Annotated in this window: 33 protein-coding genes; 1 reads left to right on the plus strand and 32 read right to left on the minus strand. The window is 30.3% G+C overall.

Translation table 11 applies throughout. The features are described from left to right. Positions 1–13: 13 nt before the first annotated feature. From ACJDTP_RS10950 to ACJDTP_RS11105, 32 genes are all read right to left on the minus strand, one after another. Positions 14–856: a tetratricopeptide repeat protein gene (locus ACJDTP_RS10950; RefSeq protein ID WP_406761202.1), complete on the minus strand. Its 843-nt coding sequence runs from the start codon at positions 854–856 to the stop codon at positions 14–16. 40 nt (positions 857–896) lie between these two features. Then, the gene (locus tag ACJDTP_RS10955) at positions 897–4,616 is read right to left on the minus strand and encodes a phage tail tape measure protein (RefSeq protein WP_406761203.1); all 3,720 of its coding nucleotides are present in this window, start codon (positions 4,614–4,616) and stop codon (positions 897–899) included. 172 nt (positions 4,617–4,788) lie between these two features. After that, a complete protein-coding gene (locus ACJDTP_RS10960) occupies positions 4,789–5,220 on the minus strand; it encodes a phage tail assembly chaperone (RefSeq protein ID WP_406761204.1) in 432 nt (143 codons plus the stop codon). Between the two features lie 71 nt (positions 5,221–5,291). After that, entirely contained in the window at positions 5,292–5,708 is a 417-nt protein-coding gene (locus ACJDTP_RS10965; RefSeq protein WP_406761205.1) for a phage tail tube protein, read from the minus strand. A 19-nt stretch (positions 5,709–5,727) separates the two neighbouring features. Continuing rightward, positions 5,728–7,170: a phage tail sheath family protein gene (locus tag ACJDTP_RS10970; protein WP_406761206.1), complete on the minus strand. Its 1,443-nt coding sequence runs from the start codon at positions 7,168–7,170 to the stop codon at positions 5,728–5,730. Further along, positions 7,170–7,493, minus strand: coding sequence for a YqzN/YkzM domain-containing protein (locus ACJDTP_RS10975; RefSeq protein WP_406761207.1), 324 nt, complete (start codon positions 7,491–7,493; stop codon positions 7,170–7,172). Before ACJDTP_RS10975 ends, ACJDTP_RS10970 begins: the two co-directional genes overlap by 1 nt. A 5-nt stretch (positions 7,494–7,498) precedes the next feature. Then, positions 7,499–8,329, minus strand: coding sequence for a hypothetical protein (locus ACJDTP_RS10980; RefSeq protein WP_406761208.1), 831 nt, complete (start codon positions 8,327–8,329; stop codon positions 7,499–7,501). A gap of 2 nt (positions 8,330–8,331) precedes the next feature. Further along, positions 8,332–8,757 carry a hypothetical protein gene (locus ACJDTP_RS10985; protein WP_406761209.1) on the minus strand — a complete coding sequence of 142 codons (426 nt, stop codon included), beginning with the start codon at positions 8,755–8,757 and terminating at the stop codon, positions 8,332–8,334. 1 nt (position 8,758) lies between these two features. Next, on the minus strand, positions 8,759–9,145 hold the full coding sequence (locus ACJDTP_RS10990) for a hypothetical protein (protein ID WP_406761210.1): 387 nt from the start codon (positions 9,143–9,145) through the stop codon (positions 8,759–8,761). Beyond that, on the minus strand, positions 9,142–9,465 hold the full coding sequence (locus ACJDTP_RS10995) for a hypothetical protein (RefSeq protein WP_406761237.1): 324 nt from the start codon (positions 9,463–9,465) through the stop codon (positions 9,142–9,144). Before ACJDTP_RS10995 ends, ACJDTP_RS10990 begins: the two co-directional genes overlap by 4 nt. A gap of 11 nt (positions 9,466–9,476) precedes the next feature. Further along, positions 9,477–9,707, minus strand: coding sequence for a hypothetical protein (locus ACJDTP_RS11000; RefSeq protein WP_406761211.1), 231 nt, complete (start codon positions 9,705–9,707; stop codon positions 9,477–9,479). Between the two features lie 54 nt (positions 9,708–9,761). Beyond that, positions 9,762–10,790, minus strand: coding sequence for a major capsid protein (locus ACJDTP_RS11005; protein WP_406761212.1), 1,029 nt, complete (start codon positions 10,788–10,790; stop codon positions 9,762–9,764). Between the two features lie 18 nt (positions 10,791–10,808). Continuing rightward, positions 10,809–11,165, minus strand: coding sequence for a hypothetical protein (locus tag ACJDTP_RS11010; RefSeq protein WP_406761213.1), 357 nt, complete (start codon positions 11,163–11,165; stop codon positions 10,809–10,811). 20 nt (positions 11,166–11,185) lie between these two features. Beyond that, entirely contained in the window at positions 11,186–11,806 is a 621-nt protein-coding gene (locus ACJDTP_RS11015) for a phage scaffolding protein (protein ID WP_023976318.1), read from the minus strand. A 41-nt stretch (positions 11,807–11,847) separates the two neighbouring features. Then, positions 11,848–12,243, minus strand: coding sequence for a phage tail assembly chaperone (locus ACJDTP_RS11020; protein WP_406761214.1), 396 nt, complete (start codon positions 12,241–12,243; stop codon positions 11,848–11,850). A gap of 16 nt (positions 12,244–12,259) precedes the next feature. Continuing rightward, positions 12,260–12,628, minus strand: a complete 369-nt coding sequence (locus ACJDTP_RS11025) for a hypothetical protein (protein ID WP_406761215.1) — start codon at positions 12,626–12,628, stop codon at positions 12,260–12,262. Between the two features lie 64 nt (positions 12,629–12,692). Further along, complete coding sequence (locus tag ACJDTP_RS11030) at positions 12,693–13,346, minus strand: recombinase family protein (protein WP_406761216.1); 654 nt, start codon at positions 13,344–13,346, stop codon at positions 12,693–12,695. A gap of 243 nt (positions 13,347–13,589) precedes the next feature. Next, positions 13,590–13,787, minus strand: a complete 198-nt coding sequence (locus tag ACJDTP_RS11035; RefSeq protein WP_406761217.1) for a hypothetical protein — start codon at positions 13,785–13,787, stop codon at positions 13,590–13,592. Between the two features lies 1 nt (position 13,788). Then, positions 13,789–15,633 carry a phage minor head protein gene (locus ACJDTP_RS11040; RefSeq protein WP_406761218.1) on the minus strand — a complete coding sequence of 615 codons (1,845 nt, stop codon included), beginning with the start codon at positions 15,631–15,633 and terminating at the stop codon, positions 13,789–13,791. Continuing rightward, entirely contained in the window at positions 15,633–17,174 is a 1,542-nt protein-coding gene (locus ACJDTP_RS11045) for a phage portal protein (protein ID WP_406761219.1), read from the minus strand. The genes ACJDTP_RS11040 and ACJDTP_RS11045 overlap by 1 nt, the downstream gene beginning before the upstream one ends. A gap of 141 nt (positions 17,175–17,315) precedes the next feature. Further along, complete coding sequence (locus ACJDTP_RS11050; protein WP_406761220.1) at positions 17,316–18,650, minus strand: PBSX family phage terminase large subunit; 1,335 nt, start codon at positions 18,648–18,650, stop codon at positions 17,316–17,318. Continuing rightward, positions 18,650–19,393 (minus strand): phage terminase small subunit, encoded by a 744-nt coding sequence (terS, locus tag ACJDTP_RS11055; RefSeq protein WP_406761221.1) that lies wholly within the window; start codon positions 19,391–19,393, stop codon positions 18,650–18,652. The genes ACJDTP_RS11050 and terS overlap by 1 nt, the downstream gene beginning before the upstream one ends. An 80-nt stretch (positions 19,394–19,473) precedes the next feature. Then, complete coding sequence (locus tag ACJDTP_RS11060; RefSeq protein WP_406761222.1) at positions 19,474–19,779, minus strand: hypothetical protein; 306 nt, start codon at positions 19,777–19,779, stop codon at positions 19,474–19,476. 1 nt (position 19,780) lies between these two features. Beyond that, entirely contained in the window at positions 19,781–20,512 is a 732-nt protein-coding gene (locus ACJDTP_RS11065; protein WP_406761223.1) for a recombinase family protein, read from the minus strand. Between the two features lie 160 nt (positions 20,513–20,672). Continuing rightward, positions 20,673–20,858 (minus strand): hypothetical protein, encoded by a 186-nt coding sequence (locus ACJDTP_RS11070; RefSeq protein WP_406761224.1) that lies wholly within the window; start codon positions 20,856–20,858, stop codon positions 20,673–20,675. Further along, positions 20,855–21,337 (minus strand): hypothetical protein, encoded by a 483-nt coding sequence (locus ACJDTP_RS11075; RefSeq protein ID WP_406761225.1) that lies wholly within the window; start codon positions 21,335–21,337, stop codon positions 20,855–20,857. The genes ACJDTP_RS11070 and ACJDTP_RS11075 overlap by 4 nt, the downstream gene beginning before the upstream one ends. 342 nt (positions 21,338–21,679) lie before the next feature. Then, positions 21,680–22,300 carry a tyrosine-type recombinase/integrase gene (locus ACJDTP_RS11080; protein WP_406761226.1) on the minus strand — a complete coding sequence of 207 codons (621 nt, stop codon included), beginning with the start codon at positions 22,298–22,300 and terminating at the stop codon, positions 21,680–21,682. Further along, positions 22,297–22,527: a hypothetical protein gene (locus ACJDTP_RS11085; protein WP_406761227.1), complete on the minus strand. Its 231-nt coding sequence runs from the start codon at positions 22,525–22,527 to the stop codon at positions 22,297–22,299. Before ACJDTP_RS11085 ends, ACJDTP_RS11080 begins: the two co-directional genes overlap by 4 nt. A 34-nt stretch (positions 22,528–22,561) precedes the next feature. After that, on the minus strand, positions 22,562–22,969 hold the full coding sequence (locus ACJDTP_RS11090; RefSeq protein WP_406761228.1) for a DNA-binding response regulator: 408 nt from the start codon (positions 22,967–22,969) through the stop codon (positions 22,562–22,564). A 163-nt stretch (positions 22,970–23,132) separates the two neighbouring features. Next, positions 23,133–23,345: an RNA polymerase subunit sigma gene (locus ACJDTP_RS11095; protein WP_406761229.1), complete on the minus strand. Its 213-nt coding sequence runs from the start codon at positions 23,343–23,345 to the stop codon at positions 23,133–23,135. 94 nt (positions 23,346–23,439) lie between these two features. Next, positions 23,440–23,763 carry a hypothetical protein gene (locus ACJDTP_RS11100; RefSeq protein ID WP_406761230.1) on the minus strand — a complete coding sequence of 108 codons (324 nt, stop codon included), beginning with the start codon at positions 23,761–23,763 and terminating at the stop codon, positions 23,440–23,442. 4 nt (positions 23,764–23,767) lie between these two features. Beyond that, positions 23,768–24,154, minus strand: coding sequence for a hypothetical protein (locus tag ACJDTP_RS11105; RefSeq protein ID WP_406761231.1), 387 nt, complete (start codon positions 24,152–24,154; stop codon positions 23,768–23,770). A gap of 262 nt (positions 24,155–24,416) precedes the next feature. On the opposite strand from ACJDTP_RS11105, the gene ACJDTP_RS11110 reads away from it, so the two are divergent. Next, positions 24,417–24,749: a hypothetical protein gene (locus ACJDTP_RS11110; protein ID WP_406761232.1), complete on the plus strand. Its 333-nt coding sequence runs from the start codon at positions 24,417–24,419 to the stop codon at positions 24,747–24,749. The last annotated feature ends 500 nt before the right edge of the window (positions 24,750–25,249 follow it).

The following is a 25,249-nucleotide window of genomic DNA, read 5'->3' on the forward strand; positions in this document are numbered from 1 at the left end:
TATTATTTTAGTTTTAAAATCCTAACTTACTTAAATTATTTACTCTCTCTAAATTAGTTTTTGCATATTGATTATTATTATCTAATTCAATAGCTTTATTATAATTATCCTTAGCTTTGGAATAATCTTTCTTCGATTCATAGTCTACTCCTAAAACATTATATGCATCTGATTTTTCCTTATCCTCACTTGTTTTGTTTAGAAATTCCTGTATATTGTTTATAGATTCATCATATCTTCCTAATTTGGATAGAGTAGTGCCTAACATATAATAAGTTTGAGCATACTCAGGTTTAACACTTACTGCTTCTGTTAATATTGATGTAGCTTTATTTAAATCTTTTGTTTGCCCTTTTCCATCTATATACATTCTTGAAACTCTAGCCATTTCTTTAGATATATCTTCTTTGATATCCGTTTTTTCATCTGCACTACATACTTTCCAATTGCCATCTTCGCCAACAACATATCTTTTATATTGATTGTTCACATCTTTATCTTCATAAGCATCGTGTAAAGTTTCAGTTACAGTAAATTCTTCAACATTTTTATATCTAGTACCGTTTATATCCTTATCTTTATACTCATTTGTTTTTTCTATTTTAGTTTCTTTTAACGGAGCTGATTGCATTCTTAGATTATGTAGTTTAACAAAATCATCTTTTTCAAATTGAGCTTTATTTTCATTAGCCAAAAGTTCATAAGATTCATCAGACTTATGGTTCTTTACATTCTCATAATAATTATTTATAACTTCTAACGGATCTCCTTTAGGTTTAGTTGAACACCCAATTCCTAATACTCCTATAAATATAAATAAGCTAAAGCATAATGTAATTTTTATAATATTCTTCAAATTTATTCCCCCTTTATACCAAATCATACCACAAATATATTTATTTTTTAATAGTCGTAAGAGCTTCTTTTAATTTATAAGCAAATTCCTGTGTTGCTTGTGATATCATATCATCAATATTCTGACTGCCATCAAAATTATTTTGTACATCAACTCGAATATTGTTTCCACCACTTGAGGTAGCAATTTGAGGAATAGCAAGTTGATATTGTCCTTGTTTAACTTTAAACGGTTCATTATTAAATTGATCTGATGCTTTTAATAGATCAACCGTTTTTTTATTATTTAATACCTTTTCCCCACCTTTGAAGTTATAAAATCTTCTACCAAGTACTAGTTCCATTCCTCTCTCTCCAACAGAGTTTAACCCAGGAGTAGCATTGTCTGTACCTGTATAATTCTCTTTATAATTCAAAGCTGTACTGTGATCATTAATCGCTTCTGTGGCACTAGCAAATTTTTCATCAAACCACTGAGTAATCTTTTTAAATATAGTTGTTATAGTTATAGTTTTTCCATCTGCTTTATCTGCTTCACTAATTAATCCACTTACTTCACTTGTAGCTTCACTAGCATTACTATTAATATGAACATCCGCATTAGGTGGAATATCATCTATTGATCCTTTGTATTGTTGCATTGTTGTTATTTGTCCTGAAGCATTGGAAGTTATCTGCATAGGTGTTCCATTTATATCTATTATTCCTGTTATTGCTCCATCTGTAGCTCCTTGAACACCCTTTAATTGGCCAATTACATTCCCTGTTGAACTAATTACTTGATTATTAGAATCTAATGTACTGCCAGTAAGTGCACTTAATGAATTTTGTATTCTTACTCTCTCTGACTCATGTGTTTCCCCAAGCTCTTTTACTTTTTGCTTCAGCTCATCAGTATATCCACCAGACCATCCAGCAGTTTTACTCCATGCTCCATTGATTTCTCCAGTATCTTTATCAACTGTAGCATAAATATCCTCCATTTCCCCACTTGTAGTATTCTTAATCCTATACCAACCTTCTTGAGTAACTTGGTCCAAGTTTTGAAAATGGCTTTTTAAGTAATCTGTACCCTTATGTGCGACTATATCTTCATCACTAAACTTAGCTCCAGTTTTTTCATTAAACATTCCTTGTGCCTGTGGATATGCTTTATACAATGTTTCAAGATCTGATTTCCAATCAAGTTGTGCTTTCTTTAGTGCTTCGTCTCTTGCTTTGCCTGCCTCATCTTTGCCTTTTTGAAAATCTTCTCTTTGCTGATCTGATAAATCTGTATTTGATAACAACGAATCATAATAAGCTAATGTACCTTGATAATTATTTTCTATTTTATCTAAGGAATCTTGGTGGTCTTTCGCTCTATTCTGCATTAATTCACTCGCACCATCTATGCCAGTTACCCTGCTTGCATCATTTGTAAATTGATTCTTCGAATATTCCACATCATAAGCATTTTGTGCTTTAGTGTATTCTAACTCAAGAGCTTTCGCTTTAGCTAATCTGTCTTGTATTTCTTTAATATCTTCATCCAAAAGCGTTCCATGTTCTTTTATTTTATCACTTGCAAATTGATAAATGCCATCTCTTATATCAAGTTCTTTATTTATACCTGTTTCAAAATAAGTGTTTAAAGAATCCATAACTTTTTGTTCAGTATCGCTTGTAACTCCATCTATACTGAAAGTTTTCTGAAATTCACCCTGAATTTTAGATTTCTGATCTTTCATGGCATTAATACTTTCATATGCATAATCATTTACATAGTTCTTTAACTTATTAAGACTAGATTCATCCATATTCCCGCTATTAGTTAATCTTTTTATATCCATTTCAATTCCTAATAAACTCTTTGATGCATCTTGAGCACCTTTTTTGAAACTATCTGAAATGCCTTCTCCAAAACCATCATAAATGAGACCTGCATCAACCATTTCTTTCTTTGACTTGTTTATATGGCCATTTAATGCATTCATAACTTTTTCCATAGGCCCTAATTCTTCTGTAGTAGTTGTAACACTTTTCTTCATAAGATCGCTTTGTGCAATTGCTGCTGTACCAATAAGTGCAACTGATGCAGCTATTGCAAAACCTGCTGGAGTAAATATTGCTGGTAATAACTTGCCTATTACACCTAACTTTGAAATCTCCCCAGCCGCTTCGGCCACTTCTGTAGATATCTTAGCTCCTTTAAATATCCCTACTAGACTGCTAATCCCTGAGATTGCGTTACCTAACTTTCCTGCTGCACTCAAAGCTGTAAACGCAACACCTAACCCTATTACGGTTTCAGCTAATGATTTAATTTCTTCCGTATGTTTACTTACATAATCGACCATTTCAACAATCTTGTCTGTAATTGCTGGCATTTTACCAGTTAACCATGTTACAAATTGCTTCGCATATGGTGCTAATTTCTCACCTAAAGTAATTTGCATATGTTCAACTGCTGCTTTAAGCTTAATCCATTGTCCTTGCAAGTTATCTAGTTTAGTATCAGCCATTTTTTGTGCAGCTCCATTAGCATCTTTAAGCTGTTGACTTAATTCACTAACACTTTTACCGCCTTGATTCATCAATGCGAGCACTCCAGACATAGATTCTGTACCAAAAATTGTACTTATAACATCTGCTCTTTGCTGACTTGTTAACTTACCTAAAGAACTGTTTAAGTTGTCTACAACTCCACTTAAAGGCTTCATATTGCCAGCACTATCAAAGGCATTAATTCCATACTTTTTCATTAACCCCAAAGCTTCCTTGGTTGGACTTGCAAGCCTCGCCATTGTCTGCCTTAAAACAGTACCAGCTTGAGATCCTTTTATGTTTGCATTGCTTAACAATCCACTTGCGGCAGCTGTATCCTCTAAGCTTATTCCTAAGGCTTGAGATACTGGTGCAACATATTTCATGGTCTCACCCAAATCTGATACATCAGAGTTTGTAGCACTAGCTGATAAAGCTAATACATCTGCTACATGACCTGATTGACTAGCATTTATATTAAAAGCTCTTAATGTTCCTGATGCTATATCTGTAGCTGATGCTAAGTCAAGATCTCCAGCACTTGCAAGATTTAATAAACCTGGCAATGCACTTATTGTTTCATTAACACTAAACCCTGCCTGTCCTAGCAATTCTTCGGCTTCTGTTACATGCCTAGCACTCCATGCAGTTGTAGAACCAAACTTTTTGGCTGCGGTATCTAACTGCTGCATTTGTGAATTAGTTGCATTGGTTACCGCCTTGACATTAGATAATCCCTTTTCATATTCTGAGTAAGTTTTTATCGATGTGCCAAGGCCTATTCCCCCTGCTGCTATTACACCTGCAGTTCCAATAGATATTACCTTTTTAGCTCCTGTCTTAATCCATCCATTTATTTTATTCTCAATTCCGGTTATAACTTTACTTGCTTCATCTTTAGCTTTAACTACTACATTTGCCTCTTTTACCTTTTTGGTTTTGCTTTGTATCTTTTCTACTGTTGCTGAGGCTTCATCTTTCATTTTTGCTGTCAAAGTCATACTAGTGCTCTTTAATTTGTTAACCTTAGAATCTAATTTTTCTATCTTACTTGAAGCTTCATCTTTAAGCTTTGCAGTGGCATTTGCAGTTATTTTACTTAATGCTTTTGTTTTCTTTTGTATCTGCTGAGTCATTTTTTCTACTGCAGTAAGTTTACTTTTTGATTCCGAATCTCCTGAAACTCCGACTTTTATATCAAGCCTGTATACTTCTTTATTAGCCAGAATTATCACCTCCCAGCTTTTGAGGTAGCTCTTTTATTGTTTTGCTCTACCTCATACGAAGAAAAAGCTAAGATTAATCTCCTAGCCATATCATTTCTCTCTACTCCATAAAATTCGTCAGGACAGATATTATGCATTGTAAATAAGTTATACAATGCGGTTATATCTCCGCCCCAACTTATTAGTTTTTTATATCTTCTTTTTCCTCTAATTCATCATTAAATCCGCTTAACTCCAGCACTTTATTAGCTAAGAATGATATTTCACCTGCTAAAAGTTTTTTTCTTATATATGCTTTTCCATCACTAAGATTAAGTGGGTCTATTAACTTTGGATTATTCCAATTAAAGTTAGTTGTAGCACCAACAATAAGTGCAGCATCAAAGTCAGCATTATTTAATTTAGTCTCATTTCTTCCATTAATCTTTCGTTTAGTTGTACATTCTTCTCTTAATCTGCTAATTTCCTTTTCGGTTAATCCTTTAAGTTGTATTTCTACTCCTAACCTTGGCACTTGGATAATAGCCACTGGAACATCATGAGTCTCAAGTAATTTTGCTAATATATCCTCTTCTTTCATTGCTAATACTTCGTCTTTTTCATTTTTCTTCATAATAAAATTCCTCCTAAAAATTCACTATATAATAATTGCAAGGTACAATGCCCCTTGCTTGGCCTTATATTTTATTCAGCTTCTATTGGATCTACAAGCTCATATCCACTAAATACAAATGGTGTTTCTGTTTCACAGATATCACCAGCTTTAAAGTTAACTAAACTAACTTTGCTAGCTTTACAATTTTTTAATCTAATTCTTTCAGCTCCATAAGCTTCTGGATCGTCTAGCTCTGCAAGTAATTCAAACTTCTTAAATCCTTGTTTAATCATGTCTGATGTAACTTTATAACCTTTTATAGTTCCTGAACCTTTTTTAGCTCCAGCTTTATTATCTTCCCATTCACTTCCACATGTAATAATTGCTTTCATATCTGTTTCAACATCGGCAGTACATTCACTAACGTTGTTATGCCATTTACCATCAAGATAAATTTTGCCATAAGTTCCAGAACAAACTCTGCTTGCATCTAATACATCATTCATTTATATCACCTTGCCTTTCCTATTTTGTAACATTTCCAGTACCATAAACTCTTTTAATAACATCAAGATAAGTTGCATCCCATTTCCAAAAGAATTCATCTGACTTGGCATTTGCTTGTAATTCCGTATCAATCTCAACCGTAAAATCATCTTTAATTACACCTGCTGCAACTAAAGTCTCAAAATATTGCTTTAAAGCTATAATTATTAATGCTCTGCCAGTATCATCATTGGTAGTTTTACCATTAAAGTCTTTTCTTTTAAGTGATGTATCCCCATCTACAGCATTCATAAACTTTATTGCTCTTATACTTCCAAATACCTCTGTCTTATCATCTGTATAATTCTTAAAGGTATTAACATCGTCAACTACAATAACATCATCAGCATCTTTAGCTAATACTAACGTTCCAGCTGCTAGTGCTGCTGCTGTATCCGTTTTATTTAATCTAGGTTGTATATCATCAAAGATAGTAACCGCATTACATATACTATCTTTTAATCCTGCTGCTGTTGCTAACGCTGCTATATAAACCGCTACCTCTGCACTCGTATATATATTCCCATCATAACTAGCACTTGTAGCAAATACATTAACTATATCTTCATGATTAAACTCTTTTGACCTGCTATTAGCCTGTTCTAATGAGTAATTGCTTTGTGGACCACCTACAAAAGCGATTATATTTGTTCCTTCTTCTTTATTTTTAATTACCCAAGCCTTTACACTTGCTTGAAGTGATTGATCTGATATTCCATCTAACGCGAATCCATCCATACCATATCCTTCAAATGCACTCATTGCTTCTAAATAGTGTGCATTTGTTATTCCAGCTGTACCATCGTTTCCACCTGTTAAAGCTTGATTTGCTACATTACCTATTGTTCCTGTAGCTCCTGAAATTTTAGTTGCAATAAGATATTCATTTTCTACATTTGAATTAATAGCTGAAATTATATCATCTATAGCGCCACTTATTGCACTCATAGAAAATAACTGAGTTGCCCCCTCATATAATATAAAATCTACCTTAGATGAATCAGCTATATTACTTTTAATCGTAACATTAAGTTTTCTTGTAGTTGGATACTTAGTCTCAAGCTTAATTGCATCTGCAGGTGTTGATGCATTATTCTTAAGAGTTAAAGTAGCGGTCTTTTGCGAACCATCTACAAGCCTATAAAATAAAACCGCCTTAGGCTGGCCAAGTAAAGCTAATTTTCCTAATCTATATGCAGTATAATTAGAATCTTCTCCAAATGTTTTCTTCAGTGTGTTTTCTGATGTTGATGTTACAGTTATAGCTGTAACAGTCTTAACAGGCCCCCAATTAGCTTTAACCGGCATAGCCAAAATGCCATGAATACCTGTACCAATTCTTTCTTGTGCCTTATTCTTAAATCTGTTATACCACCCTGGTATAGTTGGCTTATTTTTTTCATCCCAGTTACCTGTTGCCATTATTCAACCTTCTTCCCTAAAAATTCTTGAACCATTGCTTCAAATTCTGTTTTTGTAAGTTCTGATTTTTTGCAACTAAATAAAGCACCTGCAACTACTTCTTTCTTGTAGCCAAGTGCTTCACCATTATCTATGAATTCTTGTATTGAGTATGTTGGTTCATCATTTACTATCGTTTGACTCGCCACTATAGCTTCCTCCTTAATATTAGATTCTTCTTTAGATTGATTTTGTTCATTATTTGCTGTAGCGTCATATGGTTCTGAATTTACATTATTACTTTCATCGGAAATTCCTGAAACATTCGCTTCGACATCCTCCAAAAATATCACTCCTTATTTAAGTTTCCTCTACTATGAGTCTTATCGATAGTAGGCTTTTCATTAATTTGTATCATCTTTCTTCTAAAAAACTTGACTGTTAATTGCCCCTTAGATAACATATCAGCTTCTCTATCTTCATCTATGCTTTCTAATGTCAGATATCTCCTATCAGCTAAATCTAAAGGAATTTTCAAATCACAAACAAGCCTATTTTCTATATCCTCTAGTAATTTATTAATTTCATTTTTATTATTACTAGCAACATGACATATAAGAGTTTTACTTTCTTTTATAAGAGCATAATTTTCTCTTTCTTTCTTTTGATTTTGAACCCTCCACAATATTGAAGGTACTTCAAAATTCTTTTTCCAATTATTCAAATATACTGTATGGTTTGTAACTCCTTTAGTATATTCTTCTAAAGCATCAAGCCAAGGATCAGTATTTATTTCATCTTCTTCATGTAATGCTATAACTGTAAACTTTAAACCTCTAGCTATAGCATCCCACTCTTCATCTATAATATCTTGGCCTATTGTTCCACCGAATTTACATGTAAAAGCCTCACTTGCATCTACATCTTCTATTAATTGCATATCTAAAGCTTTTATTACTTTATCCATCAGTATATCTAAGCTCTTAAAAGTGGTTCTGTCTTGATATATCCATACTTCTATACTTCTTTCAAAACCTATTACCTCTCCCTTTTCATCATCTGAGCCTTGCACAACTACAGCATAAGGCTTTTCAGTTGTTTTATCAGGCACATTAGGTTCATAGCAATCTTTAAGCTCTGGAACTAAACTTAATATTTGTTTTCTTATTCCTGCTCTCATGCCTAATCACTCCAATACTGAATTATTCTATTTGCTATATTGCTTTCATTGTTGTTTAGTGTATCATGTAAAATTGGCATAGGTTTTATTCCTTGAACACTTTTAGCAAAGTGTCTTTTACCATCTTCATCAACCCAACTTAATATTTTCTTATTAACTGGTACTATTTTTCTTTTAGTAGGTCCATATATACCAGTACCTTCTTCAAGCCATCCTCCATATTCACTTCCATGAGCTAAATATAAGGTAAACTCACCGTTTCCTCCTTCCGCTCCTCCGTTTATAGAGTTTCTAGCATGAGAACTCCTATCTTTCCAATAAGCCTTTTTTTTTGCTTCATTGACAAGTAAAGGAGTAATTCCGTATTGAAGCAATACAGGCATCCCACCCATTTTCTTATCAATAAAATCATTAACTTTAAATCCCATGCTAATCAATCCTTTCAAGATCACACATATAGCCACATATTATATCTTCAGCAATTAGTGGGTATACTGCTTTAATCTCAAATTTCATTCCGTTATTTTCAAATTTAACCTTTTCTTTAGGATTAACTTCTAAATTAGCATCTTTATCTGCTATCATTTTAAACCTACTGCTTGAATATGAAGTGCCTTGAGTTCCTGAATTAATATTAGCTTGATTACTACCATCATCAAGATATATAAGAACAGTAATAGTCGCATTATCTGTATTAGTTTGAAAAGCTCCATCTACTATTTTCCTAATCTTTTTAGAAAATGTTATTTCAGTCGGATTTTTTGCTATACCTTTATTAATTGTTCTTATAACCTTATTAGCTCTTAACTTACTCATTGTCCATCAGATCTTCTCATAGATGTTTTGTATCCTGTTGTAACTGTAGGATTTAATTCAGCTACTTCAGCATCATAATCAGCTTTATATATTGCAGCTAAAGTATTCCAATAATCTCTATTAGATGATTTTTGCTCAATTGGTCCAACTTTAATTTCATCGTCTGAAGCTGCTTTTAATAAACAGCCTCTCCAACTAGCTTTAGATACACTATTTCCATTCATTATGAGTAAGTTCTGTAAATCATTATCTCCAACAAAGTAAGGATACTCTTTTTCCTGAAGATTAATTTTTAATTGTTCTATAGGATCTAGTGTAATAGCATCCATTACTATGCACCTTCTCCATCATTTCCTGTTCCATCTTCTCCTGGAGTCTTTGAATCACTATTTTGAACTGCATCCTTAATTTCAGCGCATTCCTTGTCCTTTAATTCCTCAATATCTGATTCTTTAGCAAGAAATTCTGTTCCTGGTGCAATACGTTCTCCATCGTATTTTATATATCTTAGTGCTACTGCATTATACATTGTTTCATTAGATTTATTTTTTTTACCTGCCATAATTATTCATCCTTTCATTTAATAAAAATAGAGAGTAATTTATTAATTACTCCCTTATCCTACTGTAGCGAAGAAACATTCATCCGCTCTTTCAAAACTTGGCATACCTAACTGTGATACCTTAGTTTCTACCGTTACAGGATCTGGTTTTCTCATTGTTGTAACTGCAATACCAGTTCTAACAATAGAACAATCTAAATCTGATCCATACATTTTATCAGCTTCTTCTGGTGTTGTCCCATAATAAGTTGAACCTAAGTTACCATCAGGAATTAATGTGACTTTATTATCTGGATAATATTGTTCTTCGCTTTCATCTTCTAATTTATAAGTTCCACTTACAATTGCTACAGAAATACCCACTTTGTTTTTTAGATAATTCTTTATAATCTCATCTGTAAGAATTACTCTTCCATCTTTATCTATATCTAATTTAATTGCTTTATTTATTGCTATATATCCAAAAGTTTTACTTGTTAATATCATTCTAGTTGGTACAGCGTATCCTGAATTTCTCATTATTGTTTTCCATCTTTCGATATCTCCAATGATATCAGAATCAGGATTGCTCCATAAGTCAGGACCAATTAACACTTCTTTGTGGTTTTCTGGAATACCAAAATCAAATACAATATCTGCATCATCACTAACTATATTTATAACACCATCACTTAGTGCCTGCATTCTCATTCTTTCCATTTGAGAATCTCCACCATCAACTAAATTTACATAGTTATCATAGATCTCACTTATTATTGTAAGTAATAATTGTTCATTTTCTGCTTGTGCAGCAAGTAATAATTGTTGTCTATCCTCTTCATTTACAGTAACGCTTTCCTTAAAAAATGGCATTCTCTTTTTAATAACATCAACTGCAGCCTTTAATGCTCTATTCTTAACAGCTACATCAAAAGCACTTGGTTTTAATACTACTGGCTTCTTCTTTGCCCCTTTAATATATTTTAAATCCATTCCTACCTGTTTCTTTCTAGGAAATAAAGCTTCACCAATTAGCATTTCTAATGGTAATTGTGTAATATACGTTGCAATTTCTTTTGAATTTATAAGTTCTCTCCAATCCATCTTTCATTCCTCCTATTTTTATAAAAATTGAATCATTTTTAGAGCTGCTTTTACTGTATCAGTAACTAATGCAGTCATTGCATTTAGTTTAACAAACCCAAATATAGTGACAGGAACGCTTTCATTCCCATTGCTATACTTAAAGTTAACATTACGATAAGTTATACCAAATGCCTTATCTCCTGTTATGGTAGTACCATCAACAACCTTTCCATCTTTTGTAACTGGTGTACCTGCTGGTAAAATTCCATCAGCTGTTAGATATTTCGAAACATCAGCTTTAGACATTTTTATTGCTATGTTTTGAAAATTTTGAGCATACATTAATATTGACTTATTCTCACCCATGTAGGTTTCTTTTTCTTCCATACTCATATTTAATTAATCCTCCTTAATTATGCGAAAAATTTGTTTTGAGCTTCTGCATTTGCATTTTCTGTCTTGGTCTTAGCAAGTATTGCTCCTATACCGCTAGGCCCTTTATCATCAGCGGAAGAATTACTTCCGATAATAACCCCTGTTCCTTTTGGTTTTTCAGTTTGTGTAGTTTCTTTGAATAAATATTTATCAGTTTCATTTAAAGATTTAATTTGCTCTTCTAATCCTATAAAGTTATCACCATCAGCCTTTATTTTGGTTAAATCTAAAGCTTTCTTTAAGATATCTACATTATGCGGATTATAATCGCCTAACTTCTTTTCAAGTCTGTATTCAAAATTGATTTTTTCTAATTCAACTTTATAATTATCAGTTGTTTTCTTATTTTCTATCTTAAGATCATCTATCTTTTTTGTGAGTTCCTCATTATCTTTAGCTTTCTCTCTAAGATCCTCTAAGTCTTTATCTCTTTTTTGGATGTCTTTTTCATACTGCTTAATAGTAGTTTGTGCAGTATCATATTGCCTTTTCTCCACATAATTTGAGCTGTCCACTAAATCGACATTCTCATATTTTTTTCTTAAATCTTCTGGAATTTGATTGAATGAATCTCCTAAAATTTCACTTAACTTTGGCATTTTTACTACTTCCCTTCTAATTTTTAATAAAATAAAAAGCCTTATTTATAAGACTTTAAAAATGCTTTTTTAATTGTTTCTAGTATTTTATCAACTAAAATATAATATTTACTTATCTTTATAACCTTTTCTCCTAAGAACTTCATCTCACCAGCAAGTAATATATTCATTACAACTTCTTTGCTATCAGATGATTTAAATGCATTTAATAATATTTGGCTTCCCCAATTAAAATTTGTAGTTGAAGTAACTATTAATTTAGCTACAAATTCACTATCATCTATGCTCTTTTCCCCAATTTCTCTTATTTCTTGAGCATTCAGAGCTCTTAACTTAATTGGTATATTTAATCTATAAATTATTACTGTATCTGTTGGATATTTAATATTAGATGAAATAATTCTTTTAATAATCTTCTTTAACATCTTATTAAACATAGTTTTTTCTCCTAAACTAATTATCAGTTACACGTTCAAGTCTTTTCTTTAAATTAATCGAAAACTTATTAATCTTTTCATCTCTTGGATCTTTCTCAAATATACCAGGATTATCTATAACTAATTGATGAAATCCTTTGGTTACTTTATCAACTAACTTTTCACTTTGATTAATTCCCATATAATTAAATATTCCATGTACCATTTCATGTATAAAAGTTTCTTCAATATATTGTTTACTTTTATTTGATGTATTTAATTCAATCTTGCTTTCCTCAAATGATATTGTCCCATCTACTGGCTCATCTTCAAATATTAGCTCATTTTGTGTTTTAACTATTTCATAATTTATATTTCCTATCTTTACTTTATCTGGTATATTCATTTCATTCCCTCCTTAATTTTAAGCATAATAAAAGCACCTAGTATTTAACCAAGTGCCTATATATCTATTTAGATTCTTCATATCTTTTAACCAATTTATAAAAACTATTTTTCTTTAAATTCATAAGCTCCATTGCTTTTACTGCTGTAATCTCTTTACTTTTCCACTTTGAATATCCTTCTTCCCAGTTAACAGGATATTCAGCTTCTGGCCTACCTATATATTTTTTAGTTTTTGATGATATTTTCTTACCATTCTTTCCTACCTTCATAGCTGCTATTCCTTCAGCTTGTCTTTGCCTTATTTTAACTCTTTCTTTTTCAGCCATATATGATAATAATTCAAATACAATATTAGCTATTAATGTTTTCTCTAAATCTGTCTTTCCAACAGTATTTAAAATTGGTGTATCAATTACTACAATCTCTATACCTTTTTTCTGAAGATCCTGCCACTCTTCTTTTATCATGGCCATATCTCTTCCAAGTCTATCAAGCTCTTTGATTATTAATGTATCTCCTTCTCGGAGCAAAGTTTCCTTTAATGCTATATATCTTTCCCTGTTAAAATCTTTACCTGACTTTTTCTCTTGTATTATTTCTCTTACTTGATCTATTTCTATATTATTATCTTTGCAATATGCATTGATAGCTTCTAATTGTCTATCTAAACTTTGTTCTTTTGTTGATACTCTTACATAAGCATAAGTCTTTTTCATTACAAACACCTCAATCTATTAAAATCTAACCATATCTAGAATTTATATCCCTATCTATGTTTAAATTATAATCCAAAGTGTTTGTAAAAGTCAATGACATTTTACAAACGTTTATTAATTATTTTTAATAGTTTTATAAACGTTATTTTTATATTATTTTCAAGTGTTTATTATTGTATAGGTTTATAAACACATAATTTAAGGCAAATTAAAACACTTACAAGATTTTAACAAGTAAGTGTTTTATGCTCCAAAATTAAATGTTCCGCTTTTCAATTTTTCAACCACTGTTGGTTCATCTATCTGCTCAAGTTCTTTTATTGCATCTTCTTCAGTAAATGGATCATCATCTTTTATATCAGAATCCAACTTCTCTAATATTAAAGTTACTTTTTTCTTATTTTCATTATGCTTTACCCAAACACTCGGTACATATACCATACTACTTCACTCCTAATCTATTCATAGCAATTGCTATTATATTTTTAACCACCATAGCTTCATTTTGGTCATTTACGTTATGTCCATTTCTTAAACTATCCATGGCATACTTACAATCTATAATCATATTCTTTTTATACTCTCTATATTGAGGCATATTGTTCAACATTACATCTACTAACTCATCTAAATTATCACTTATATAATCAAAATACTGAATTGAATACTTCTTCCAATCATGCTTTACCTTCATACACTCATCATATAAAGGAGCCCATTTAGGCGCTACTCCATTCAACCTATCTTCCCATGCAATCTTTCCAAAATCAGCTATAGAAACACAATCTTTAAATTTATCTAGCTGCTTTAATCTTGGTAACATTTCAACCAGCTTTTCAGAATATGATGGACTGATTTCTTCATCTATCCCCAATTGCTTTACCATGTAATGGCATGAACTTTCTGCAAATGTTTCTTCAATTTGAAGCCATTCTTTCTTTACATAGAAATAATCACTTTCCATTCCTTTAGCTTTAGCGTGATATGCTTCATGAAAAGCAGTTTTAATTTTATAATTATCACTTCTTACATCTGCACTGTTTAAAACATATTCTGTTATATTGCTATTATTACCGTTACTTACTGCACAATATCCATGCGCTTGAATCTTTTTAACACTTACTGGAATATCATTTAAATCTAAAATATCTAATATATCTCTACCAAGTTTTTTTCTATTGTCATACTCAGTAACATTAAGATCCTTGAACTTATTAACTACTTGCGATAATTTATTTTCTTTAATTATACTACTATTACTAGTTGATTGCTCTATATTTTTATCGCTTTCATTTGATACTTTCTGTTCAAGATTATCTTTATCTATTTTAGTCTGCATTACATTTGGAGTAGTAACTTTAAGTGAAGTTTTATCTTCTCCAGCGTTAATCCATTCATCAATATCAGGATTTTTATTCCCCTTCTTCCAGTCCCTCATAGTTTCAATGCATTTATCAAAGTCTTCAATAACTTCTGTCATATAACATAAACAGTTTGGGTGCTGCAAGGGTAAATCTTCTGGCTTAAATACTCTTCCATTATAATCATCACAAATATCTGATTTTCCATGCATTCTTGCAAAATGACTAGCACTCAAATTCCATTTAAGACCTTTGCAGAATGGATTTTTCTTAGCATTTTGAATTAATGTTTCAGTTTGTGCATGAGTTATTGATGTTCTGGCCAGCCTTTGAGCTTGATATGAAATTTTATTACTATCCATACCAGCCTTAAAGCTCTTAGCAGTAATTCTATTTTTAGGATTCACATATTTATCTAGTTCTTTAGCAAGCTCTTTAACATTGGCACCTTTAGCAATATTATCTTTTATAATATCATCAATTTTATTTCCATTGTCACCAGTTATATTCCAAAGTCTTTGACTTAATGTTTTACCATCTTTATAATAATTACCTGCTATAAGCTGCTTTACTGCATCGTTTGAAACTTTATTTATAGTTCGTGTTAGTGCTTCATTTGTAACTTTATCTGGAGAAATAATATCAACAAAGCTAAGTTGTACACCTTTTTGTATATCAGAACTCTTCTTAATATTCTTCTCAATTGTTGTATTAAGATTATTATATAGCTCAGTTTTATATTGAGCTATAATTTTATATCTTTCAATTTCATGATTTTTGGTTCGAGAATCAGTCATTTGTAATATCTTATCTATTAATCTATTACCTGCATCATTATAAACTTTAAAAAGTTCCTTCTCCTGGTCAAAGTTTAATTTTATGAATTGATTTCTAGCTTGCTGAATTCTCTTTTTATATTCATTCATTATTCTTCACCAGTAGTCGTTGTTTTATCATCTAAATTATTATTCTTATTTAATTCTTGATTTAATCCACCAGTAAAAGAATCCTCAGCATTAGAAAATTCGCTTTTTTCTTGTAAAATTTCATTATATTGATCCTCATAATCTTCATCATCAGAAAAATCTTTGATATAACTTTTTCTACTTCTGACTTCATGATCCACTTCTTCCATTGCAAGTCTTTTATTGTCTGCCTCATCTTCAGGAATTGGATAATTTTTATGGATAACTAAGTTATAATCTAAATCATTCCATTTATTATCCCAATCTTGATAACATCCAAACATCTTGCAAGCTTCACAAATTAAATTTATCATGCTTTTTATAACCGGTTCCCAATCGTTCCATTTTTCATCACATCTAGCAACTAATTCACTATATATAAATTTAATAGTTTTAGCACTAGGGACTTCTTTAGTTTGTTCTGGCAATGGAATTGATAATTTTTCATACATACTATCACTTAGCATCTTAAGAAATATATTTACTGGTTCAGCATTGCTAAATGCACTCTCAACTCTTTTAACTTGGGCCTGTTTAACATCTTTTACATTATCATTTCTAGTCTTTATTGCCATAAGGCTATTAGGTGCTATTGTACATTTATTAACATCCTCTTCATTACCATCTATTACTGCAGTTTGTCCAAACATTTGAAACCTAAGCGCATCATTAAAATCACTTAATCGCCTATTATAAGCATTTTGTAGTGGTTTTAAATCTTTAATATCGCTGCATCCTAAAACATTATTAGTGCCCTGTTCATTTACAATAACCCAACATGGAAAAGATGAAAGTCCTGTGTTTTGCTCTTGGACTTCTATTGGCTTATCTAAATTATCCCCTTTAAATGTTTCTACCTTTAGATAGCAAGTTAAATTATTCATATAATAAGTATATCTGTACCATATATCATTTGATATATTAGTTTCATCATCACTGTTTCCAGGATCTTGTCGTACAAAAGTCACATTTTTTAACTTGCTTGAATCATCAGTATCAACATTATAGTTAAAATCATCTATAGAATGATAATATATTTTCACTGGCTGCTGTGGATTCGCTTCAATTCTAAGTAATACTCTCTTTGTAACTGTTGCTAACCTAAATGCCTTTAAAGTATTGCTCCAAAAATTATTATTATCTAATATAGTATCAACCTTTTGTCTGAATTTTTCACAATCATCTTTATCTTTTTTATCAAAAGGCTTAAATAATATATCTGGTCTTTTTCCAAACATAAATCTTGCTTGCTTTTGTATTAATGGTTTTACCTTATTATCAATAATTTGACTTGGAACATAATCTAAATCATCAAAATTAATCCAGCTTTGACCTAGTAGAGCTCTATCAAAGAAAGCTGTCACTCTATCTTCACATTCACCTAAATAAAAGATAAAATCTTTCTTTGCTTTTTCCCTTTCCCTTTTTTCAGGAATGCTCAGTTGAAGCAATTGTTCTTTTTTTCTTCTATTGCCTTCATAGAAAAAATTATCCTCATTCATTTGATTAATATTCCTCCTTTCTAACTGTTTGCAAAAGTACACTTTTAAAAACGCTTATTTGAACTTAAACAAATCTTATAAAATCGTACCTCGAAATTTAGTTTACAAACACTTTTTTTCATTGGACTTTTACAAACACTTTTAAAATACTTTAGCTTTTTTATAAGGAACTGATTCTTTTTTAATTCCAGAACCTTTCTTATATACAGAATCATCATATTTATGCTCTTTAAGGTCTGAAACTTCATAACCATCTAATCCATACCATATAGCACTAAATGTATGAGGATCTATAGAAAACTCATCTTCTATAATTTCATCATTCTTATCAGTTGCATATGTTAAATCTTCTAATTCATCTATAACATCCTTACAATCTTCAGAACAAATAATCTTTCTAAATCTCTTAACTTTCTTAGTATTTTCTAACCTAGTTGGCTTATCAGCGCCTACCATGTTAAATCCTTCTTGATTGTAATATTGAATGGTTTTAGGTTCTGCACAATCTGCTCTTATAAGTTCCTGAGTTCTTTTAAATTCAGATATTTCAATAGCTGTCTTATCATCTGTCATATGATTTTTATAATATTGCCAATAGATATATAAAATTTTGTTTTCATCATCTATGGCCATTCTTACAATCGCATTGAATGATTTTTCAAAACCAAAGTCCATACCTACTCTATAAATTGGCTTCTTTATAGCTTGTATTGCACTAAGTACCTCATGATGCGGTGCTTTTTGGAATTGTGGTAATACTTTTAATCCGTTTGTACCGAATTCGCCTTTTCTTGCTATTCTGTGTAGGTCCTCATCATATGTTTTTATATCATCTAATTCATCTATATAAGACTGAGGTAAAAAGTAATTATCATCTGCAGTACTGTGATGATAATATGTATCTTTAGTTACTATTGTTTTTTGCTTATATAAATCTTGGTCGTCTAATATAAATCTTTTCTTCTTTTTATTTATAAAGAAATGCTTATAACACCAATTCCCCTTGGATACTGGATTAGTAGTAAGGATCATATGTAGTTTTAATTTTGGGTGTCTTAATCTACCTATTAATTCTTTAAACCCTGCATATTTAACCTCTGAACATTCTTCTATCCATATCAAAGAAACATTATTTATAGATTTTAATTTAGCTGGCTTATCCATTCCTTTAAAGATTATCTTCGATCCATTAGGAAACTTTATTTGCATTGGGGAAGTCTTACATTTAATTGTATCGTCTAACTCCATATCAATTATTATTTCCTCAAGCAATGAATAACAAGAATCTCTGATTGTATCATAAACTTCTCTAACAACAAGAGCTGTTCTTTTCTCTTCTAATAACTTAAGAATTATTTTAAAAGCAGTATTATAAGATTTACTAGATCCATAGCCACCTACTAAGAAATAATATTTATAATCCCAATTGAAAATATAATCCTCGAATCTTGGATTTATCTCTTTTTCAATATCCATTACTCTCTACTCTTTCTTTTTATAACTATATTAATAGGCTCATCTTTCTTAGTTCCCTTACTTAAATCTGCCTTAAGATTCTCAACTCTTAACTTTTGTTCCTCAGTTGCAAGGTCCCAATTCTTATGAAGCAATTCCTCATATTTGCTAATCATATTTTGCAATGCAGTCATAGCCTTACTTTGTGAAGTCAAAAACCTTTCTTGCTTATCCCAGGCGAATTGAAGTTCATACTCTTTTTCTTTCCCTGAACCAGTTGCACTATATGATTCTTTTTCTCTTTTTAATTCTTTAGTTAAATCATTTTTATTTTTAACTTCCATTATCTTCTGACTTCTAATTACTGCAGCAAATTGTAATTGAATATTAATCCATAAGAGATCTAAAGAATTTAATTCTGCTTCAACAGTTTCTTTAATTATCTTTTTGGTTGCTGCAGGTAGATATTTTTTCATAAAATCTTTTTCAAGATGTTTGGTAGGATCATAATACTCTCCATGCTGAAGATTATTTAAATTTCCTTTTGGTGCTCCACCTTTATTTCCTATTGCATTTTTATTTCCCTTAGGAGCTCCAACCTTACCATTAAGTTTCACATCCCATTCATCATTCTTTTTCCATGCATAAATGTTTACTACTTTTTCCTCTAGTAAAGCTGCTATTTCTTTAGCACCAATCTTTCCATTATTCTCTTTATAGATTAAGAATGCTTTATCTCTGTTTGGACTTCTCGTCTTTCCCATAATTACCTCCACAATAAAAGCACCTAGCTTTTAAACTAAGTGCTTTTATTCTATCTATTACGTATTTTATAATGATTAAACTAAATTTCTTTGTTATGCCTTAAATCAAACTCTTTTATAGAGTTATCTATTATGATTTTCATTCCCTTATAATATTTAGTTAAATCATCTTTAACTATTATATTGTTTGCTATTTCTGGATCATTCAACATGCTGCAATAAAAATCATAATTAACTATTATTTCATTTGGTTGAAATCCAAATTCCTTTAAAAATATGATGGATCTTATAAATATACCGTTAACTCTACTGAAATCTATTTTCATTTCTTCAACTTTATTTAATAAAGCTGTTTTACCAGTTCTCATTCCTGTAATAAAGACCATATTAATCTACTCCTTTATATGTTTCTATTTTAAGTTCTTTATTATTCTCTAGTTCCTGAACTAATTCTTTTTTATATTTGTAATATGTATTTCTTGCAAGGCCTATGAGCTTCATAGCTTCAACATCACTTAACGATCCTTGAAAGTCTTTACTATATTTTAATATTTTTTCTTTAGCTTCAACACTCTTTTTAGTTGTCAACTTAATACCTTTCTTTTGTCCTATCTGCTTTCCATTTAATCTAGCAGTCTCAATACCTTCTTTTGTACGTTGATGTAAATCTGATACTTCTTTCTCTGCTTGGTCAAAAGCTAGTTTAATTTGTTCCTTAGCTAGTGCTAATAGATATTTATTAATTCCTTCTAATATAAAATCAACATTTGTTCCAGTTAATGTTATATTATTAGTTAAAGCTTTCTTATATGTTTCAGTATTTATGTGTTGTTCTTTAAGAAAAACTAAATCTATACCTTTATTAAATAATTGCTCATATAATTTATAACCTTCTTCAGCATTTCTACTCATACGTGAAACTGAATCAAATATTATCATATCTCCTTCTTTAATTATATTTAGTAACTTATTAAATTCTTTTCTACCTTCAATTTTAGTTCCAGTAAATGTTTCATCTATTATTATTGCATTTTGATATGCTGCTAAAATATTTCTATGTTGCCTCTCGATTGATTGCTTATTAGTTGATATTCTACAGTATCCATATATTTTATTCATACTTCCACCTCATACATTTTAGTATTAAATTTAACGACCGTTTTATTTGATACTATAAATATACCAGACTTAAAATAAAATATCAATAACTTTTAATACTTTTTAAGTATACGTTAATTTTAATACTCATGTGAGTGTGAATAAACTATAAAAATAAATTCTAATCAACTGTAATTATTTTTGCCCCTTTTGCTTTTAGCATTTTTAGTAATTCACTAGGCATCATACAATCTTTAGATATAATTATTATGCTATCTCTTTTTATAGCTCTTAATCTATTAGCTGCATTTTCTGTATTTCTTATAACTGGTACTCTTATTCCATTCACTACTACATAATTATTCATTTTTCAATTTCCCCCTCTAAGAGATTAGATATTCCTTTATTCCTCGCACCTAACCATGCAAGAAATTTAACCCCTGTTAATTTTCCTAATGTACCAAGATGACTATACATATCAAAGTTATCTTTTTCATAACATTCTTTTTGATATTTACAAGTATTACAAGGAGTCGCTAAGTTTGCAGTTAATTTTTCCTTTGCATCTTCAATAAGATTCGTTAAGTGCCACGCTGCACAAAATAAATTCTTCTGTTCTACTTCATTTAACTCAATTATCTCCACATTATCTTTCTTTAGAACATGATAAACCTTATATCCCTTAGCTCCATTTATTCGTTCTTTAAACTTTAAGCGATGTGTCTTAATATTCAAAGCTCCTATTGATTCTCCATCCTTTATTAAAAATACCATTCCAACACCGCTATTTAAAAGCGTATCAATTTCAACAGTAAAGCCATTGGCATATATAATAATCTTCTCCATATACTTATTTCACCTCTCATATAAAAATATATATAATTTTTTATAGAATGAAATCCAATCAAGTCCTTTTGTTTACTTACATGATAAGGATTCTAATTGAGTTGTACCTTGATTGTTTTTTATATAAAAACTTGACTACTTTATTTCCCTAAAATTACCTCATTTTTATTTCATGTATTCTCTTGTATTTTAAGTTATTTTGACCTCATATACTGACAGAGTAAGGTATTTTATTTTTAAAGTTTCTACTAATATATGCATTGATTTTTTTACCCCTAATAACTATCTCTATAAAAAATAAGGTATTTAAGCCTAAAAAAATATGAATATTTCCCAATTTATTTAGTACACATATTTATTCATTCTCTCAGCTGATTCCTCTAATATATCATTATCTAAACCTATATAATCCATAGTTACTGATGGCTTAGAATGACCAAAAAGTTTCTGCACAAGATGTATATTCCTATCATGTTCTAAATACTGGAAATATCCATATGTCTTTCTTGGTGTATGAACTCCTATCGAGTTATTTGCAATCCCTAATTCTATTATTACTTTTCTAAATATCTTTCCAAGACTTTCTCTTTCTATATGATCTTTGAATGGAGCTATACCTTCACCTTTTGTTGACCAGTAAATATATTCCGCATCATTTTTATCTTTAATATAATCTCTTAATATACTTATTAGTTTATTACTTAATACAACAGTTCTAGTAAATGGTACTTTTCTACTATTCACAGTTTTTTCCTCTAAAACAGATAATTCTCCTGTTTGAATAGCTCGTCTTATATCTTCTACTGTAAGTTTTACTAAATCTCCGCCTCTGTATCCAGTATTTATTGCTATGCTCCATAATATATAAGCTCTATAATTATATTGTTTTAATCTATTTGCAATTCTTTGTAAATCTTTAGGATCTTTTATGGTTACAGCTGCATTCTTTCCTTTTTTCCTCATCCAGAACGCACCTGCCTAATTGCCCCATGCTTTCTTGCATATGCTGAATGTTCCATGCATTCTTTTAGATTATTCGTTGGTTTTGACTCCTCTACCTTAGCTCCACAATGAGAACATGAAATATATCCACCTTTTTTAATTGTATCAGCAACCTCTTCAGCTAGTAATATAGTCTCTTTTCTACATCTTTTCCTTTTACATTTAAAAATTTTATATATACTTTCCACGTTCTCACATCCTTTCAATAAAAAGAACCGCTAATTAATTTAGCGGTTCATCACTTACATCTCTATATTTTTTTGTTACTCTTTTTTCATAGAGTTCTTTACTATTATCATTTTTCAATATCCTTGGAACATCCCAGGGTAGAAATTCTTCTGGAGCATTAACCACGATATCTCCATTTTCTGCTGTTCTATATATGCTTGGATTTCTTTTTATAAATGTACTATCAGACATACATTTAGTCGCTTCATAATTTATGGCCTTTTCAACCTCTTTATTTTTAAACCTAGCCCTTTTATGCTGTATCTTATATTTTTCTAGGTTTCTTTCTATACATTTTTTAACTGAATCACTTTTTAAATTTAATTCTTTAGCAATTTCTGGAGCATTAAGTCCTGAAATATATAAAGTTTTAACTACTTCTTTATCTATTTTAGGTTTCAAACTTAATTCCTCCTTAAAAAAGTATATAGTTCACCCAAACCATAAAAAGGGACATCCCTAACTTTCACAAATTAAATTTCTATATTTTACATATTATTTGTATTTATTATATTATATTAGACTTTCTTTGACTAGATGACATTTTTGCGACATAAAAGCGACATTAAGACGACATTTTCAAATTCTTTTCTATACGTTGAACCTGCCTTTTAGTTATTCCTATAATCTTTGCAGATTCTGCTTGAGTATATCCTTTAATAAACCGCAAATACTTTACTTTATCTTTTGTTCTATTGAGTTTATTTATATAATCATTGTCTTTTTCTTTATTTGATATTGATATATTCAATTCATTTAAAATTGCTTTTTTATTCATGTTTATCACCCTATTTAACTATTCTAAATATGATCTATACAACTAATCTTCTATACTCATTTTTAAGGCTTTCTTGAGACTTAGTATTACGAAATTAAATCAATCCACTATCAATAAGCAGCAACACATATTTATTATCATCAACGCTAATGCTTAGTTTATTTCCCAAGTCAATTTCTCCGTAAAAATTTATAATTTTAGCCGCTTCTGTATTGCATCCTTCTATATTGGCTTTTTTATATCTTTTAAGTGCTTCTTCTTCTGTTATTTCATCTGGTGTACTTTCTTTTTCATTATTCTCTATATCTGCAACTTCTTCTATATACGCTTTTATAGCAATATTCATTGGATATTCTTCGTTTTCAACTACTGCAATCAATGCATAATATTCATAATTAGTAAATTCATAAAACTTCATTACTCTACCTCACTTCGATCACTTCATCATTAAGAATTTTATAGCAGTTTGGAAATAACTTATGTTTCTTATGCCAATCATAAAATACCTTATTTAATTCTTCTTCTAATTCCTTTTCTTGTTCTTTGGAAGTACTTTCTAGATAAGTTTCAGATACCTCTCCAACTTCTTCATATAATTGCTCTTGGGCATTTTCTATGATTAAGCCTGCATCTATTGTAGCTACACTGCAATATTCTTGTATGCCAATTCTGAATGATTTTAAACCTTCTTCTTTAGCTGCTTTCATTCCTTTTTCTATGGCTTCTTCTTTGCTATTGCAATCTATGTCTGAACTCCAAATTTCATAATCATGCTCTGTTAATTCAACTATCCATTCTTCTTTTTTCATTAAAATTCCCTCCAATTTATTTTTTTATTTGCTTCACCATTTGTACCAATTTCACATAATATAATTGATTTTCATTACGTTATTATTTATAGAATCCATTGTGTATCACCTAGCCAGCGACTTTTTGAATTTAATTTTAGTGTTACATAAAAAAATTTGCCTATAAAGAAATAAGATATGAATATTTTCTTATGACATCCACATAATAAAATTAATATAGTAATTTACTCTGGTATTAAAACATGAAAGGCGGTTAGTAATATTGAAAAAGTCTATTTTTATATTTTCTATTTTCTTATTTTTATCATTTAACATTAACACAACCACTATATTAGCTCAGGTAGATCAACCAAAAACATTTAAAGAAGGTTTTTATAGCATAAGAGATCTAGGATTATTAGAAAATGTTTCTTATACTGTTCAAAATACATCTGAGTACAGGGGATTTATAGTTGTATTTGATTCCGAACAAAAAATACAACAAGCTATATCGCTAGATCCACACTCTCAAAAATTTCCTCTTAAACCTATTAGCAATGCTGATAGAGTTGTAATCTTAGGCCAAGGTATGTTAACTTTTTCTTCTTTACGTTGAGAACTTCTATAAATATCAGCAACAGTCAGAAGATATAATGTTAATTTTTTTACTATTGTGTATTAATCTCTTATCCTCACTCAATTACATCTTAAATACATTTTTACATTATCATTATATAAATTACCTCCTTGTATAATCTAGTTGTAACATTTGATAGAAAACTATTTATCTTTCTAACGAACATTACACCTCTTATTATTTTTAATATTCTAATTTATTACTTTGCCTACGCCCCGATAGGGAATATGCATTTCATATCTTAAATAGTTTTTTATTTAAATTCCTTAAAGGAATCTAACCAAGTTTTATATAGTCTAGTATAATACTCCTGAATAGAAGATAGATGTAAACCTCCTGGGAGGTCTTTTAGAACCTATACCCGTAAAAAAGCGTATCATTTCATCAGGTAGAATTCTATGTTTAGCTGGTTGGGTTTCCCTTCGGGAATTACCCGTGTCACAAACAAGGTTATAAGCTATCTGACAGAGTGGAAGTTC

It is taken from the genome of Candidatus Clostridium helianthi (assembly GCF_045310795.1).
Classification (GTDB): domain Bacteria; phylum Bacillota; class Clostridia; order Clostridiales; family Clostridiaceae; genus Clostridium; species Clostridium helianthi.